Here is a 15,582-nt window from a genome sequence, read left to right on the forward strand (position 1 = left end):
GCTGAAGATTTCAGTCGAACATGAAGAGCGCATCATTGCTGAACTGCGCCTCAAACCGGTTCGCCGGCATCGGACGGCCGAACAGATACCCCTGAACCTCGTCGCAACCATGCTCACGCAGGAAGTCGAGTTGCTCTTGGGTTTCCACGCCCTCGGCGATCACCGCCAGATTGAGGCTGTGGGCCATGGCGATGATCGCGCGGGCAATCTGCGCATCCTGCTCGCCCGACGGCAGGCCGTCGACGAAGGTGCGGTCGATTTTCAGCACGTCGATCGGGAATTGCTTGAGGTAGTTGAGCGATGAGTAACCGGTGCCGAAGTCGTCGACCGCAATGCTCAGGCCGAGATTTTTCAGCCCGGCGAGAATCTGCATCGCTTCGCTGACTTCGCGCATCAGGATACTTTCGGTCAGTTCCAGCTCCAGGCACGCCGGCGGCAAGCCGGTTTCCTTGAGGATATTGGCGATTCGCGTCCCGAGTTGGCCGTCGGAGAATTGCCGGGCCGAAATGTTCACTGACACCTTGGGCACCCGGACCTTGGCCTGATGCCAGGTCTTGAGCTGACGGCAAGCCTCACTGATCACCCAGTCGCCGACATCCACCACCAGGCCGAGCTCTTCGAGCACCGGAATGAAGTCTCCCGGCGGCACCAGTCCACGTCGCGGATGGCGCCAGCGCAGCAAGGCTTCGGCGCCGGTCAGGCGCTTGCCATCGCCGCTGAACTGCGGTTGGTAATACAGCACAAATTCGTCTTGCTCCAAGGCATGACGCAAGTCGCTTTCCAGCTCCAGACGCTCCAGCGCGCTGGCGTTCATGTCGGCCTGATAGAACTGGAAGTTGTTCTTGCCACGCTCTTTGGCGTGATACATCGCGGTGTCGGCGTTTTTCATCAGCTGGCTGAGTTCGTTACCGTCCTGAGGGCTCAGGGCGATGCCGATACTGGCGGTGACGAAGAACTCGCGGCCTTCAAGCACGAACGGTTTCACCAGGCTGGCGAGAATTTGTTCGGCCACATGAATCGCCCGGTTCAAGGCAATTTCACGGTTGGCTCGCGGTTGCAGCAGCAAGGTGAATTCATCGCCACCCATGCGCGCCACGGTGTCGTCATCATCGACACAGCCGAGCAGGCGCGTGGCCATTTCCTTGAGCATACGGTCGCCGGCGGCGTGGCCGAGGGAGTCGTTGATCGGCTTGAAACGGTCCAGGTCGAGGAACATCAGCACCACCCAAGACTTCTGCCGTTCGGCCGATTGCAGCGCCGAGTGCAGGCGATCCTGAAACAGTGTGCGGTTGGGTAGGTGGGTCAGGGCGTCGTAATAGGCGAGGCGGTGAATCCGCTGCTCACTGGCCTTGCGTTCGCTGATGTCGCTGAAGAAGCACACGTAGCTGGCCAGATCGCCTTCGTCGTCCAGCACCGCCGTGATCCCGACCCAGGCCGGGTAATGCTCGCCATTGCGTCGTTTGAGCCAGACTTCGCCTTCCCATGTGCTGTGCTGATGCAGTTGCTTGAGCACATAACGCAGATGGGCTTCCTGCTGATCGTCGACGGTCAGCATGTTCGGCAACTGGTCGAGCACCTGTTCCACCGCATAACCGCTGACACGGCTGAAGGCTTCGTTAGCCTGGACGATGTAGCCGGCCGGGTCGGTGATCAGGATCGCCGAGGTCGAGTGCTCAAATACGGTCGCGGCCATGCGCAGGTCTTTTTCGGCCCGGCGTTGCTGGCTGATATCGCGACCGACGCCCAGTACGCCTTCGAAGGCACCGTGTTCGTCCCAGACCAGCACCAGCCGCAATTCGATCGGAATCTTGCGCCCGTCGGCCCGCAGACAGTCGAACAAAAACAGTTGGGTCTGCACCTGGCTGCGCAACAGCGCCAGTTGGTCGGGTTTGTTCAGCGCTTTACTGACCCGGTCCATCAGGTGGTAAATGCCGGTCAGCTGTTGCGGGTTGGCGATGGTCGATTGCCAGCCGTTCTGGAAAATCCAGTCGGCGTCGTAGCCCAGCACGGCTTGCACCGACGGGCTGACGTAGTTGAGCGCCATCTTGCTGTCGGTCGAGAAAATCACGTCACTGATGCTTTCGGCGAGCATCCGGTAACGCTGCTCGCTGTCGCGCAGGGACTCACTGGCTTCGATCTGTTCGGTGATGTCCTTGGCCACGCCGATGATCCGCGTGACCTGATCGTGCTTGTCCCGCGCCAGCGCCTGTTCGCGGATGTCGAAGCGCCGCCATTTACCGTCCCTGTGGCGGAAGCGCAGCTGGCATTGCATCAATTGTCTGTAACCGGCCTGGCGCTGGGTTTGGCGCGAGCGGTGGTAGAAGTCGGCATCTTCGGGGTGCAGCAGAATTTCCCAGAAATACTCGCCCATCTGGTGCAGTTCGGTTCGGTTGTAACCGAGCGTCTGGCCCAGGTGGTGGTTGCTGAAAATCATTCGCAGGCTGATCACATCTTGCACGTACAGATGATCCGGCACGGTGCGTACCACGTCGGACCAGAAACCTTCACGCTCCAACAGCGACAGTTCGACGAGCTTGCGGCTGGTGATGTCGGTGATGCTCAGGATTACCGCTTTATAGTCGTCCACGTCTTCCGGCAGACGCAGGACCAGCCACAAGTGCTGGTCGCGGCCATTGGCGTCCTGCAGTTTGATTTCCAGTTCAAGCTGTTTCTGCTGGTTGAGCACCGCGTCGAGCACTTGATCGCCGATGGCAGTGCCGTCCTGCGGGTTGCCGTTGATCAGCAGTTTCCAGGCTTGATCGCAAGCGTTGACGTTGAGCAGTTGCAGGGCGACCAGGTTGACCTCGGTGATGCGCAGTTCCTGCAGCAGTTGCTGGCGTTGTTGCGGTGTATCGAGCCAGGCCTTCAGTTGTTCGCTGCTGTGCAACTGAGCCTTGTCGAAGAGGCTTTTGAGCCCGGACACGTCGAGTACACACAGGGCGACGCCGGTGCCTTCGAAAATATCCTGGTAGCGTCGACGGCCTTCGTGCACCTGGCGCTGGCGGCGGCGCGTGTTCAGCAGGGCGATGAACGGCAGGAGCGAGAAGGCCAGGCCCAGAAGGCATTTGCCGATGAAGGCCGGCAGCAGCTGTTCGATCACCCGTTGCCGGTCGAACAACCCGCGCAGTTGCAAGTCGCTGCTGCTCAGGGGCACGGTCAGCACGCTGTTGGCCAGCTCATCCGGTGTCAGCACCGCCGGAGTGGTCGAAGGCTGCCCATCGTCGCGGCTGATGATCTGGTGATTGACGCGGTTTTCCACCACCCACAGCGGGCGAATACCGGTTTCGTTTTGTTTGGTCAGTGACGAGAAAAATGTCGGCCTCAGGCGCAGAGCCCAGTAGCCGCGGGTGCTGCCGCTGGCTTGATGCAGCAGCAGATGCACCACGGAGCCGTCATTGGCGTTGCTGAAGTAATGGGCCTGGGCGTGACTGCGCCGGACCAGTTCGCCCAGATACTCGGCGTCGTCGCTGTCGTCGGCACTGTCATTGAGGACTTTCCCGGAAGGGCTGAGCAGCGCGAGGCTGCGCAGGTCCGGCAAGGACTTTTGCAGTTTGCGCAACAGCGCCTGCTGTTCGTCGGCGCTTTTCGGTTGTTCGACGATTGGTAGCAGGTTGAGGGCGATCTGGGCGTTGAGCGCCATATTCAGGCTGACTTGCGAGGCCAGATCGGCGGTGTAGTCGATGGTGTACTGACGCTGGTTTTTCTGGGTTTCGCGCAGCTGATCCAGCAACTGCCAGAACAGCAGAGCGAGCAACAACAGGACGAGCGTCGCCAGCGCGCCCTTCAAGGAGCCGCGCAGGGGTGAGCCGGTCGCAGGATTGAGTGCGCTCACGGAAGAAGGGGGAGAGACATTAGACAAACTGTAATCCTGCGGTTTGGCTGGACTGGCGCGACGTGCACTATAAGCCGGACGCCCGGAGGGCGGCTAGCATGCCTTGAGTTGTGGCAAAGTGCCAGTCCCGCTCGGCTGGACTGCCTTCCGTCAATCAGGTAGCTTTGCCGGTTACGCGGGAGCGTTCCAGCTCTTAGAATTTGGCTTTTTCAGCGCGCACGCATTGATACCCATCAATCGGCCGACGCGCACGGCCTGGCCGGGCATCGCCCGCGCCCCAATCATTCATCGTTCACTGACCCTAGGTTCTCCATGGCTCAATACGTATTCACCATGCATCGGCTGGGTAAAGTTGTTCCGCCGAAGCGGGAAATCCTGAAAAACATTTCGCTGTCGTTCTTCCCGGGCGCCAAGATTGGCGTACTCGGCCTTAACGGTTCGGGTAAATCCACCCTGTTGAAAATCATGGCGGGCGTCGACACCGAGTTCGACGGCGAAGCCCGTCCGATGCCGGACCTGAACATCGGCTACCTGCCGCAAGAACCGATCCTGGACCCGACCAAGACCGTGCGTGAAGTGGTCGAGGAAGCGGTCAGCGTGATCAAGAACGCCCAGGCTCGTCTGGACGAGGTCTACGCGGCCTACGCTGATGAAGATGCCGACTTCGACAAACTGGCTGCTGAACAAGCCAAACTCGAAGCCATTCTGCAAGCCAGCGATGGCCACAACCTGGATCGCCAACTGGAAGTCGCTGCCGATGCGCTGCGTCTGCCGGCCTGGGATGCCAAGGTCGAATTCCTGTCCGGTGGTGAGAAGCGCCGTGTGGCCTTGTGCCGCCTGCTGCTGTCCGCACCGGACATGCTGTTGCTCGACGAACCGACCAACCACCTGGACGCCGATTCCGTCGCCTGGCTGGAGCACTTCCTGCACGATTTCCCGGGCACCGTGGTCGCGATCACGCACGACCGTTACTTCCTGGACAACGTTGCCGGCTGGATCCTCGAGCTCGACCGCGGCGCCGGTATCCCGTACGAGGGCAACTATTCGGGTTGGCTTGAAGCCAAGTCCGATCGTCTGGCTGCCGAGTCCAAGCAGCAGTCGGCTCACGAAAAAGCCATGAAGGAAGAACTGGAGTGGGTGCGCAAAGGCGCCAAGGCCCGCCAGTCCAAATCCAAGGCTCGTCTGCAACGCTTCGAAGAAATGCAATCGCAGGAATTCCAGAAGCGCAGCGAAACCAACGAGATCTACATCCCGGCTGGTCCACGCCTGGGCGACAAGGTCATCGAATTCAAGAACGTTTCCAAGGGTTATGGCGATCGCGTGTTGATAGACAACCTGTCGTTCTCCATGCCTAAAGGCGCCATCGTTGGCGTGATCGGCGGTAACGGTGCCGGTAAATCGACCCTGTTCCGCATGCTGATGGGCAAGGAAACACCGGATTCGGGCAGCATCGAAGTCGGCGAAACCGTGCAACTGGCGTGCGTCGATCAGAGTCGCGAAGACCTGGACGGCAGCAAGACAGTGTTCCAGCAAATCTCCGACGGTTCGGATCAGATCCGCATCGGCAACTACGAGATCCCGTCGCGCACCTACGTCGGTCGCTTCAACTTCAAGGGCGGCGATCAGCAGAAGTTCGTCAAGGACCTGTCCGGTGGTGAGCGCGGTCGCTTGCACCTGGCGCTGACCCTGAAAGAGGGTGGCAACGTCCTGCTGCTCGACGAACCGTCCAACGACCTCGACGTTGAAACCCTGCGTTCCCTGGAAGAAGCCCTGCTGGACTTCCCGGGCGCTGCCATTGTGATCTCTCACGATCGGTGGTTCCTTGACCGCGTCGCGACTCACATCCTGGCGTACGAAGACGACTCGCAAGCAGTGTTCTTCGAAGGTAACTACACCGAGTACGAAGCTGATCGCCGCAAACGCCTGGGCGAAGCCGCGACTCAGCCGCACCGTGTACGGCACAAGAAACTGGCCTGATTTCAGGTTGGTTGCATGAAAAAACGGAGCCTTCGGGCTCCGTTTTTTTATGGGGTTTTTTAGTGAGACCGCGGCGCGGCCATCGCGAGCAAGCTCGTTCCCGCAGGGATGTGCGTTGGCTACAAATCTGAAGCCCACTGAAGATCTACTGTGGGAGCGAGCTTGCTCCGGGCGGCGTTCCGACGATGGCGGCCTAAAGGTCAACCAACTTCGATGCCCAATACTTCAATCACCAAATCCCCCACCGGCCGCTTCCACAGCACCTCATCCCCGACCTGCGCACCCAGCAACGCCCGCCCAAGCGGCGAACCCCAATTGATCAGCCCGCTCGCGGCATCCGCCTGATCCTCGCCCACCAACTGCACACGCTGTTCATTGCCCTGATCATCGGCAAAGTTCACCCAGGCGCCCATCTGCACCTTGTCGGTCGAAGAGGCCGGTACAACCAGCTGAGCGCTTTGCAGTCGCTGATTGAAATACCGCCAGTCACGCTCAAGGTCAGCCTGGCGCTGTTTGTCTGCCAGTTCACCCTTCGCACTCTGTTCATTGAGCAGGTTTTGCACCTCAGCGACTTTCGCCTGAAGCTGCGCAAGGCCGGCGGGCGTGACGTAATTGGGCTGCGCACTGACTTGCCGTTCGACGGGCTGATCGGCTTGCGCGGCGGCGTTATCTTCATTGACGAAGGCACGACTCATGGTTTTCTCCCGTTACAGGGTTTGGGCCATGGTTGCAGGCTTTTAGTTTCGGCGGATGTCTGTGGGCGACTTATTGCGAGCGAAAAGCACGAGCGGCGTCCTGATCCTTTTGCTGCTGCCAGGCTTTTTCGCGTTCGTCCCAATGGTGGCTGCGGTAGTCCTCGCGGTCCTGGTTTTCCAGCATCGCCTGGCACTGGCGGAAGCCATCGCTCCAGCCCTCGGCGTACTGCTTGTCCTTGAGGTAACGCGGGACGTTTTTGCGAAATTCACCGGTCATCGCTCCGGCAGCCTGGCGGCCACTGCTGCAACCGTCATCGAAGCCATCGGCGAAGGCCGGTGGATAACCCTTGGCGATCAGATCTTCGTGGGTTGTCTGGCAACCCGCAATCAACATCAGCAAACCCACCACGCCCACGCAACGCCACATTTCAGACTCCCGGACCGTCAACGGCCAGTATGAGCAGTTTAGGAGTGGATTCGTGAGGCGGTTGTGAAAGGGCTGTGACTAATCTGTTGGCGTTGCGGCCAGGCGTGCGTGTTCAGACAATTCCTGTTCGATGAATGCGGCGATCATGGCGCGATAAACCTGCTCCGTTACCTCCGGGTTCGCGCCTGCGTTCTCAGCCAATGCGCGAACTTTGGCTATGACCTGCTCGACCCGCGCCGGGGCTTTTACTGCCTGAGTGTCCTTCTTGAAACGCGCAGCCTGCGACACGTAAGTACCGCGTTCGGCCAGCAGGGTAACTATCTGACGATCCAGTCGATCAATGTTTTGGCGAACGTCTTCGAGGGAATTGCAGGTAACGACCATGTTGTTCGAGCTCCATGTTTCTACAGGGGACGGGTTAGTAGTGATACCACTTCACCTCAAGCATCACTTCGTTCTCGGGCGAAGCCAGGTGGCTGAATTCTCGCTGGGCACTTAGGCGCAAACCCAGGTTGCGCGACAATTCCCACTGCTGGTTCAGACTCACGCTACGGCGCACTTCGCCGTTGGTGAAAAAGTCGCCCTTGGCTTCCAGGCTGAAGTTGCCCAGCGGGTTTCTCCACAGCAAACCGCTGTTGAAGCCCGCCGCTGGCGCGATGAAGCCGGCAAAATCGTTGTTGTGTTCAATGCGCACGGTGCCCAGAGCAAAGCCGAGCATGTCGTCGCCCAGTTGCCAGGTCCCGCCGCCACCGCCATTGACGTGGCTGACCAGGGTTTCGTCGTCATGCTTGCCCGGCACGCGCTCCAGGCCACCGGTGACTTGCCACGAGAGTGGTTGCAGCAATTCATTGCGCGGGGTCAGCGAGCGGATGGTCGCCAGGTCCAATTGCTGCAACTGCCAGTGATTGGCTTCGTACTGGCGCAGTTTCATTTGCAGGATTTCAATCTGTGCGCCGAGGGGGAAGCTCTCGGCGTTGTCGTTGAGGTCGTGATAAGCCATGCGCAAGCCATACTCGCCAAACGCCTTGTCGCCTCGAGTGCCGATACCGGCCTGCCAGGTGCGCGATTCATGGCCGTCCTCGGGCAAGCCGGGTTGCGGGATGTCCAGTTCCGGCGCAGGGTTCTGGTTGATCGCCCGCAGCAGTTCGAAGCTGCGCTGCGCCCGCTGCGGGTCACGTTCCTGACCGTTGGCGCGATAGCGCTCCAGGCGATAGGCGGCGTCGATAATTAACGCCTGACGATCCTTGGGTTGAGCCATGAACGCCGGCTCTTGCAGTTGCTTCTGGTCGGCGCTGACTTTCAGCACCCACTCCTGTTCTTCATGGGTCAACGGCTCGGCGCGGCTCAGCAGTTCACGTTCGCGAGACGGTCGATACTGAATGGATTCCACCAGTCCGGCTTCTTTCACCGCTTTGACGGTGTCCGTAGGAATCGCGGTCAGCGGGAATTGTTCGGTCAATCGCAGGCTCGGGCGGGCTACTTGCAGCAATTCCAGCAGACGATAAGAGCAGTTTTCGTCGAAGAAAAAATAGTCGAACTGGATCTGCTTGAGCTCCCAGACGTGCTCGACCATCCGTTCGGTTTCTGCCTGGGTCAGATTAAGGCGGTACTCCCACAGATCGCGGTTCTCGAGACTGCGGTACTCCGAGAGTTTTTCCTGATAAGGCACCAGGGCAAACAGACCAGGATAGCCGCCCATCAAGCCTTTCCAGGCATACAAGATGCTGTTGTCCGAGCCTTCGATGTATGCGCCGAAGTTGATTGCATAACTGAGCAGGGCGGTTTGATCGCTCTGTACATTGGCCTGGTCGATGCGCAGCAATGTGTGGCCGAACATCGATGACGGACTGTTCAGATACGCTGCCGGGAAAATCATCACCGCACTGTGGGGCGAAACATCCTTGAACCATTGCTTGAATTCAGTGCAGGGAAGCTCCGGCAGATCGGTCAGGTTGAGCTGTGCTTTGAGCCAGCGGGCGCGGGCCGGGTAGACGCATTGCGCATGTTTTTCGCCAGCACTGGCCGGGGCGTACAGCGCTTGTACGGTCGCCGCCAGCTCGCGGTCAGGATGTTCATTGCCGTCGGTGGCGAGGAAGAACTTCTTGTCGCTGACATAGCTGCGCCAGCCGCCGAGTTTGGCGGTTTCGTAGTGGCCCAGGGAAATCCAGAAGGGGTCATTGGCCAATTGCTGCAAACGTTGATTGTCGATTTTGGGCGTGGCAGACAGCGGGGCGCAGACACAGAGCGCCAGCCAGGCAAGGCGTTTGAGCATAGTGGGCAACTTAAGTCGAAAGAAACAAAGACCCAAAGGGGCAGGCCAAAAGGGCCAGGTTCAAAAAATAAAACCCGCCCCGAAAAGGAGCGGGCGGTTCGAGCTTAAGCTTGAGTGGCGTACTTGGCCAGACGCGGATCGCTCTTCAGAACGGCCAGGGTGTTGGTATGCACGTCGTCAGCGGTCACGTCAGCCTTGCTGAAGATCTGCTGGAAGTGCTCATGAGTGACGGCGGCGAAATGCGCACGGTCTTCCGGCGCCACGCCCAGTACCACAGCGTAAGTGGTCAGCGCTTCGCCCTGACCCTTGGCCATGTCTTCAGACAGCTCGTTCATCATGCCATTCATGGCAATCCAGGATTTGCCGCCATAGGTCAGCGACGCATTAGTCGCGCAACCGTTGGTACCGGAGGTCATACCGAAAGTTGCGTTGCCGGAAGTGCCGTTGGTGGTGGATGCCAGGAAGTGAGCAGGGGTGCCACGCTGACCTTCGAACAGCATGTTGCCCCAACCGCAATCCGGGCCGCCTGGCGCTTGAGCCATGGCATTGAGGGAAACAACGGTGAAGAGAGTACCGAGAAGAATCCGTTTCATAGCTTTGTTCTCTTTATGTGCATACCAATGGACAAGGGGTCTGGCCCAATCCGGCGCCAGTGGGCCAGTTATTAATCCAGCCGCGCAGTTTGGAGTTTAGGCACGATCCCGGGGTTCCGTGATTTTTTGCAAAACATTCGTTGTAAACATTGATTTGGGCCCGCCCCGCTTAGGGATGTCGCTTTGTCTATGCTTTGGCTAGAGGCGCGCCTTGCAAGTGAGGTATGGGCAGCGCCAGAATGCCGCTATCTGCCCCGCCTGATGTAAGGAAGCCCGATGCCTGATCCTGTTGCTGCCAGCTTGCGTCTAGCGCCCGAAGCGCTGACCCGTCCGTTTTCCGCTGAACAGTTTAGCTTCTCTACCACCAATGATTTGGAGCCCTTCCGCGGTGTGCTTGGCCAGGAGCGTGCGGTCGAAGCCTTGCAGTTCGGTGTGGCGATGCCACGCCCCGGTTACAACGTATTCGTCATGGGTGAGCCCGGCACCGGCCGGTTTTCGTTCGTCAAACGTTACCTGAAAGCCGAAGGCAAACGCCTGCAGACCCCGGCGGACTGGGTCTACGTCAACAATTTCGATGATCCTCGCGAACCTCGTACCCTGGAGTTGCCATCGGGTACCGCCGGTGCCTTTATCGATGACATCAACGGCTTGATCGACAACCTGCTGGCGACTTTTCCGGCCGTGTTCGAGCACCCGTCCTACCAGCAGAAGAAAAGCGCCATCGACCGCGCCTTCAACCAGCGTTACGACAAGGCGCTGGATGTGATCGAGCGCCTGGCGCTGGAGAAGGATGTTGCGCTGTACCGCGACAGCACCAATATCGCCTTTACGCCGATGAGCGAAGGCAAAGCGGTGGACGAAGCCGAATTTGCCCAGTTGCCGGAAGTCGATCGCGAGCGTTTTCACGACGACATTTCGTGGCTGGAAGAGCGGCTGAACGAAGAGCTCGCCAGCCTGCCGCAGTGGAAGCGTGAGTCGAGCAATCAAATGCGTCAGCTCAACGAAGAAACCATCACCCTGGCCTTGCAACCCTTGCTCGCGCCGCTGTCGGAAAAGTACGCGGAAAACGCCGGCGTTTGCGGTTACCTGCAAGCAATGCAGGTATATCTGCTCAAGACCGTGGTCGAGCAACTGGTGGACGACAGCAAGACTGACGCCATCGCCCGCAAGCTGCTGGAAGAGCAATACGCGCCGAGCCTGGTGGTCGGTCATCCGTTCAGCGGCGGTGCGCCAGTGGTCTTTGAGCCGCACCCGACTTACGAAAACTTGTTCGGCCGCATCGAGTACACCACCGATCAGGGCGCGCTCTACACCACGTATCGACAGTTGCGTCCGGGTGCGCTGCACCGCGCCAACGGCGGCTTCCTGATTCTTGAAGCGGAAAAAATGCTCAGCGAGCCGTTCGTGTGGGATGCGCTCAAACGCGCGCTGCAATCGCGCAAACTGAAAATGGAATCGCCGCTGGGCGAGATGGGCCGTTTCGCCACCGTGACCCTGACACCGCAACACATTCCGTTGCAGGTCAAAGTCGTCATCATTGGCGCCAGGCAGCTCTACTACACGCTGCAGGACCTCGATCCGGACTTCCAGGAGATGTTCCGCGTCCTGGTGGACTTCGACGAAGACATCCCGATGGTCGACGAAAGCCTTGAGCAATTCGCCCAGTTGCTCAAAACCCGCACTTCCGAAGAAGGCATGGCGCCGCTGACCGCTGGTGCGGTGGCGCGTCTGGCGACTTACAGTGCTCGCCTGGCTGAGCACCAGGGGCGTTTGTCGGCGCGGATCGGTGATCTGTTCCAACTGGTCAGCGAGGCGGATTTCATTCGCCAACTGGCCGGTGACGAAATGACCGACGCCGGGCACATCGAACGTGCGCTCAAGGCCAAGGCCACGCGGACCGGTCGCGTCTCGGCGCGGATTCTCGATGACATGCTGGCCGGGATCATCCTGATCGACACGGACGGCGCGGCGGTGGGCAAATGCAACGGGCTGACAGTGCTGGAGGTTGGCGACTCGGCGTTCGGTGTGCCGGCGCGGATTTCCGCCACGGTTTATCCGGGCGGTAGCGGCATCGTCGACATCGAGCGCGAGGTCAACCTCGGTCAGCCCATTCACTCCAAAGGCGTGATGATCCTCACGGGGTATCTGGGCAGCCGATACGCCCAGGAATTCCCGCTGGCGATTTCCGCGAGCATCGCCCTGGAGCAGTCCTACGGTTACGTCGACGGGGATAGCGCATCGCTGGGCGAGGCTTGCACGCTGATTTCGGCGCTGTCGAAAACCCCGCTCAAACAGTGTTTTGCGATCACCGGTTCGATCAACCAGTTCGGTGAAGTGCAGGCGGTGGGTGGGGTCAACGAGAAGATCGAAGGCTTCTTCCGACTCTGCGAAGCGCGCGGGCTGACTGGTGAGCAGGGCGCAATCATTCCCCACGCCAACGTTGCCACGCTGATGCTCGACGAGAAAGTGCTGACGGCGGTGCGCGCCGGGCAGTTCCACGTCTACGCCGTGCGCCAGGCTGATGAAGCCCTGAGCCTGTTGGTCGGGGAGCCGGCCGGTGCGCCGGACGCCGATGGCCAGTTCCCTGAAGGCAGCGTTAACGCGCGGGTGGTGGAACGCTTGCGGGTCATCGCAGAAATGATCAGCGAAGAAGACCTCAAGGAAGCCGAGAAAGAGATGGCGCAGGAAGCTTTGGTGGAGACGAAGCCCGCTTAAAAGGTGATCGTTCCCATGTTCTGCGTGGGAACGTTCAGTGCCATCAGTCTGGCGCCAATATTCACACAATGACCATTCGGCGCCTTCTGGTCTCACTTGACGTGCTAGTCAGACTTTTCTTCTATTCTCAGCTCAAGGATATCGACAGTAATCACTGGATCGAGACAGCCCTCCCGTGGGGGCTGAATACCGGATCTACCGAGGGTCGCCGCCATGTCGCGCAACCTCTGCCTCACCCGTCAATGCCTGGGTCTTGTGACCCGTATCGAGTGTGCCATCCGCCCATTGGCGGGGGATACGGGCATGTGGACCTTACTTTTCGCCGCTGGAATGGCTGGCGAACAACCTTCTGCCATCAAAGCCCAAGGCCCGTTTCATGGCCCCTTTGTGGCTGAGTCGATCCTCGACACTATCGTTGAAAGTCTCACCCTGCACGGCTATGAGCTGGCCGACGATCCGCAAATCTGGTGCCTGCACCTGCAAGCTCAGCTGCGGGAAATCAATGGTGGTCGCTGCCGCAACCCTGGTGGTTTCGAGTTTCGGCCCGAGCACTGAACAGGCTATTGAGCAAGGTTGGACGTGTCCGCCTTGTCGAGTTTGACCTCGAAACCATATTGCACGGTGGCGAGATCGGTTCGTTGATAGGTTTCCAGACGGGCAGGCTGCCCGTAGAAATAATGCACCCCCAATAATGCCGGGCCTTCTGCGCTCGCATCGTGGCTGACCGCCAGAATCTCCTTCAGATAATTGCCGCTGTCGTCCTTGGCGAAGAAACGCCAGTCCTGGGCGGGAAACTGCTTCAGATCAACCACCAGCGCATTGCCTTTGAGCACCAGCCCTTTGGGCAACTGGTGGGCGTCGATGGTTTTCTTTTCGACGGTGGCGAGAAACAGCGGCATGGAGCCCACCGCGTAAGCGGGGGTTTCTGGAAACAGGTTCAAGTCGTAGGTGATGGTGCCGCGCAGGGGATTGACCTGGTAAGCCTCTGGCGGCAATTCGATCGGCTCATCGCGTTTGCCGTTACCGTCCTCGGTAAAGAAACTTACCGGGCTTTCGCCTGGACTGAAAGATGTGCCCAGCAGCTCATCATTGAAGCTTTTGGGGTGATCGAATTCGATACGCGCGGCGCTGGGGTCTTCGACCGACTGGCTGATGCTGACGCTCTTTTTCAGTTGTTCCTCGTCAAGCGTTGCGCCCTTGAGCCAGGTCGGGGCCTGGTCGTCGTACACCACCACCGGCAACGTCAGTGGCTGGATGGCTTTTGCCGTGGTGTGTGGGTCCAAGCGACGGACTGGCAAGTTCAGGTCCTTGCGGGTCACTGTGGCGGTAGAAAAGTCCAGTACGCTGACCTCAAGAGTTTCGATCGGCCCGTTGAAGTACACCTTTGAATAATGGTGGATCTGCTGCTTCTCAAAGGCGTGCTGCTCTTCATCGATCTGTTTCTCGAAGCTCTCGCTCCAGGTTTTCTGCTGTTGCATTTTCGCCAGTTGCTTTTGATAGAAGGCTATTTGTGTATCGGTTTCGTTGATCGAGCCTGAGCGCGAGAGGAATTGCCCGGTGCTGTCCTTGGCCTGGACGATCAGCGGGTTCAACGGCGTTTCGCTGACCTCGGGGGCCAGTGGCGCGCTGTTGTTGAATTCGATTTCGGCGTAGTTGTTTGCGAGGTTCAGCAGGGTGACGCTGAGGTTGTCGTTGGTGCGAGTCTGGCCAACGTCCTTTTTCGTCAGGTCGAAGCTGAAGAGCCGGCGTGGCGCGATGACTTCCACCTTGCCTTGCAGGCTCACCGGTTGAGGCTGGTTTTTTTTGTCCACGTCCAGGCCGTCGATGAATGGATAGGTCACCGTCAAATCATCGGGGTTGGTCAGGTTGGAGCTCGACGGACTGAGCTGAATGCCCGGATCGGTTTCCGACCATTCCGGCTGAAACGGGATGATGCGTTTGTTGCTCAAGGTTACCGATTGCCATTCAAGGCCATGGGGAAAGAGAAACGCGGCCGGAATGTTGAAGTTGAAAGGGAACACCGGTTGCAGATCGGTCAGGTAGTCGGAACTGGAGTCTTTGTGCAGCACGAACAGACCGTTGATGTACGTGTCGACCAAGGCTTGTGGAGTGGGGTAGTGCTTGAGGACGGCGAGGGCGTCTGCGCCATATTCTGTTTCCACCGGTTTGCTGTCGAGCTTGAGTTGCGCACGCTCGAGCAACAACAGTGAGCCGCCGAGTTCAGCCACGGCTTCCTTGAGTTTTGGGTCCTGAATCGCATCCAGAGACTTCTCGAACTGCGCAGTCTTTTCCTCGAGGCTGACCTGGCGCTTCTCATCGCTGGGTGAGCAGGCGCTCATCAGCAAAGCCAGGCAAATGCCGGCGCTCGTTAAAGGCAATCGCACATCCATTTCCCGTCTTCCTGTCCGATGTCGCTGAGCTGTCAATGCTTTGGACACTAGCAGAAAAATCTTGTCACACATGCGCAGGTTGCGGATTTGCCAACGGTTTCTGGCTGCTTCTGGGTATAGACAGGTGGCTGTTATACTCGCGGCCATTTCCAGGCCTTGTGTGAGATTTAATGGAACGCTTTATCGAAAATGCAATGTACGCCAGCCGCTGGCTGCTGGCGCCGATCTACTTCGGTCTGTCCCTCGGGCTGCTGGCCCTGGCGCTGAAATTCTTCCAGGAAGTCTTCCACGTCATCCCTAACGTGTTCTCGATGGCCGAGTCGGATCTGATTCTGGTGCTGCTCTCGCTGATCGACATGGCGTTGGTAGGCGGTTTGCTGGTGATGGTGATGATTTCCGGTTACGAGAACTTCGTTTCTGAACTGGACATCGACGACGACAAGGAAAAGCTCAACTGGCTGGGCACCATGGATTCCTCTTCATTGAAGATGAAGGTGGCCGCTTCCATCGTGGCCATTTCGTCCATCCACCTGCTGCGGATTTTCATGGACGCCAAGAACGTCGATCCCGAGCATTTGAAGTGGTACGTGATTATCCACATGACCTTCGTGATTTCGGCGTTTGCCATGGGTTATCTGGATAAGCTGACCAAGCACTGATCGCTTTCCATCGCTGTACCAA

The 15,582-nt window shown here is 58.9% G+C and carries 11 protein-coding genes; 4 read left to right on the forward strand and 7 right to left on the reverse strand.

Annotated features, from left to right (window positions below; all coding sequences use genetic code 11):
- Nucleotides 1–10: 10 nt before the first annotated feature.
- Nucleotides 11–3,859, reverse strand: coding sequence for a bifunctional diguanylate cyclase/phosphodiesterase (locus tag MO767_RS09250; protein ID WP_282480233.1), 3,849 nt, complete (start codon nucleotides 3,857–3,859; stop codon nucleotides 11–13).
- A gap of 285 nt (nucleotides 3,860–4,144) precedes the next feature.
- Between MO767_RS09250 and ettA the strand changes: the two genes are divergently transcribed.
- Nucleotides 4,145–5,809, forward strand: a complete 1,665-nt coding sequence (gene ettA / locus MO767_RS09255; protein WP_059402021.1) for an energy-dependent translational throttle protein EttA — start codon at nucleotides 4,145–4,147, stop codon at nucleotides 5,807–5,809.
- A gap of 200 nt (nucleotides 5,810–6,009) precedes the next feature.
- On the opposite strand, the gene MO767_RS09260 is transcribed toward ettA, so the two are convergent.
- From MO767_RS09260 to MO767_RS09280, 5 genes are all read right to left on the reverse strand, one after another.
- On the reverse strand, nucleotides 6,010–6,504 hold the full coding sequence (locus MO767_RS09260; protein ID WP_282480234.1) for a GreA/GreB family elongation factor: 495 nt from the start codon (nucleotides 6,502–6,504) through the stop codon (nucleotides 6,010–6,012).
- A gap of 70 nt (nucleotides 6,505–6,574) precedes the next feature.
- Nucleotides 6,575–6,931 (reverse strand): hypothetical protein, encoded by a 357-nt coding sequence (locus MO767_RS09265; protein WP_282480235.1) that lies wholly within the window; start codon nucleotides 6,929–6,931, stop codon nucleotides 6,575–6,577.
- Between the two features lie 78 nt (nucleotides 6,932–7,009).
- Nucleotides 7,010–7,315, reverse strand: coding sequence for a chorismate mutase (locus tag MO767_RS09270; RefSeq protein WP_282480236.1), 306 nt, complete (start codon nucleotides 7,313–7,315; stop codon nucleotides 7,010–7,012).
- A gap of 34 nt (nucleotides 7,316–7,349) precedes the next feature.
- Nucleotides 7,350–9,203, reverse strand: a complete 1,854-nt coding sequence (locus MO767_RS09275; RefSeq protein WP_282480237.1) for a DUF4105 domain-containing protein — start codon at nucleotides 9,201–9,203, stop codon at nucleotides 7,350–7,352.
- A 104-nt stretch (nucleotides 9,204–9,307) separates the two neighbouring features.
- Nucleotides 9,308–9,796 (reverse strand): DUF3015 domain-containing protein, encoded by a 489-nt coding sequence (locus MO767_RS09280; protein WP_111451104.1) that lies wholly within the window; start codon nucleotides 9,794–9,796, stop codon nucleotides 9,308–9,310.
- A gap of 276 nt (nucleotides 9,797–10,072) precedes the next feature.
- Between MO767_RS09280 and MO767_RS09285 the strand changes: the two genes are divergently transcribed.
- Together MO767_RS09285 and MO767_RS09290 are read left to right on the forward strand one after the other, a co-directional pair.
- Nucleotides 10,073–12,511: an ATP-binding protein gene (locus MO767_RS09285; protein WP_282480238.1), complete on the forward strand. Its 2,439-nt coding sequence runs from the start codon at nucleotides 10,073–10,075 to the stop codon at nucleotides 12,509–12,511.
- A gap of 213 nt (nucleotides 12,512–12,724) precedes the next feature.
- Nucleotides 12,725–13,066 carry a hypothetical protein gene (locus MO767_RS09290; protein ID WP_046048783.1) on the forward strand — a complete coding sequence of 114 codons (342 nt, stop codon included), beginning with the start codon at nucleotides 12,725–12,727 and terminating at the stop codon, nucleotides 13,064–13,066.
- Between the two features lie 5 nt (nucleotides 13,067–13,071).
- On the opposite strand, the gene MO767_RS09295 is transcribed toward MO767_RS09290, so the two are convergent.
- Nucleotides 13,072–14,901, reverse strand: a complete 1,830-nt coding sequence (locus MO767_RS09295; RefSeq protein WP_282480239.1) for a hypothetical protein — start codon at nucleotides 14,899–14,901, stop codon at nucleotides 13,072–13,074.
- Nucleotides 14,902–15,071: 170 nt separating this feature from the next.
- Here MO767_RS09295 and MO767_RS09300 point away from each other — a divergent pair, with 170 nt between their 5' ends.
- Nucleotides 15,072–15,560: a TIGR00645 family protein gene (locus MO767_RS09300; protein ID WP_282480240.1), complete on the forward strand. Its 489-nt coding sequence runs from the start codon at nucleotides 15,072–15,074 to the stop codon at nucleotides 15,558–15,560.
- The last annotated feature ends 22 nt before the right edge of the window (nucleotides 15,561–15,582 follow it).

Source organism: Pseudomonas sp. UYIF39, from assembly GCF_029963765.1.
In the GTDB taxonomy this organism is placed as follows: domain Bacteria; phylum Pseudomonadota; class Gammaproteobacteria; order Pseudomonadales; family Pseudomonadaceae; genus Aquipseudomonas.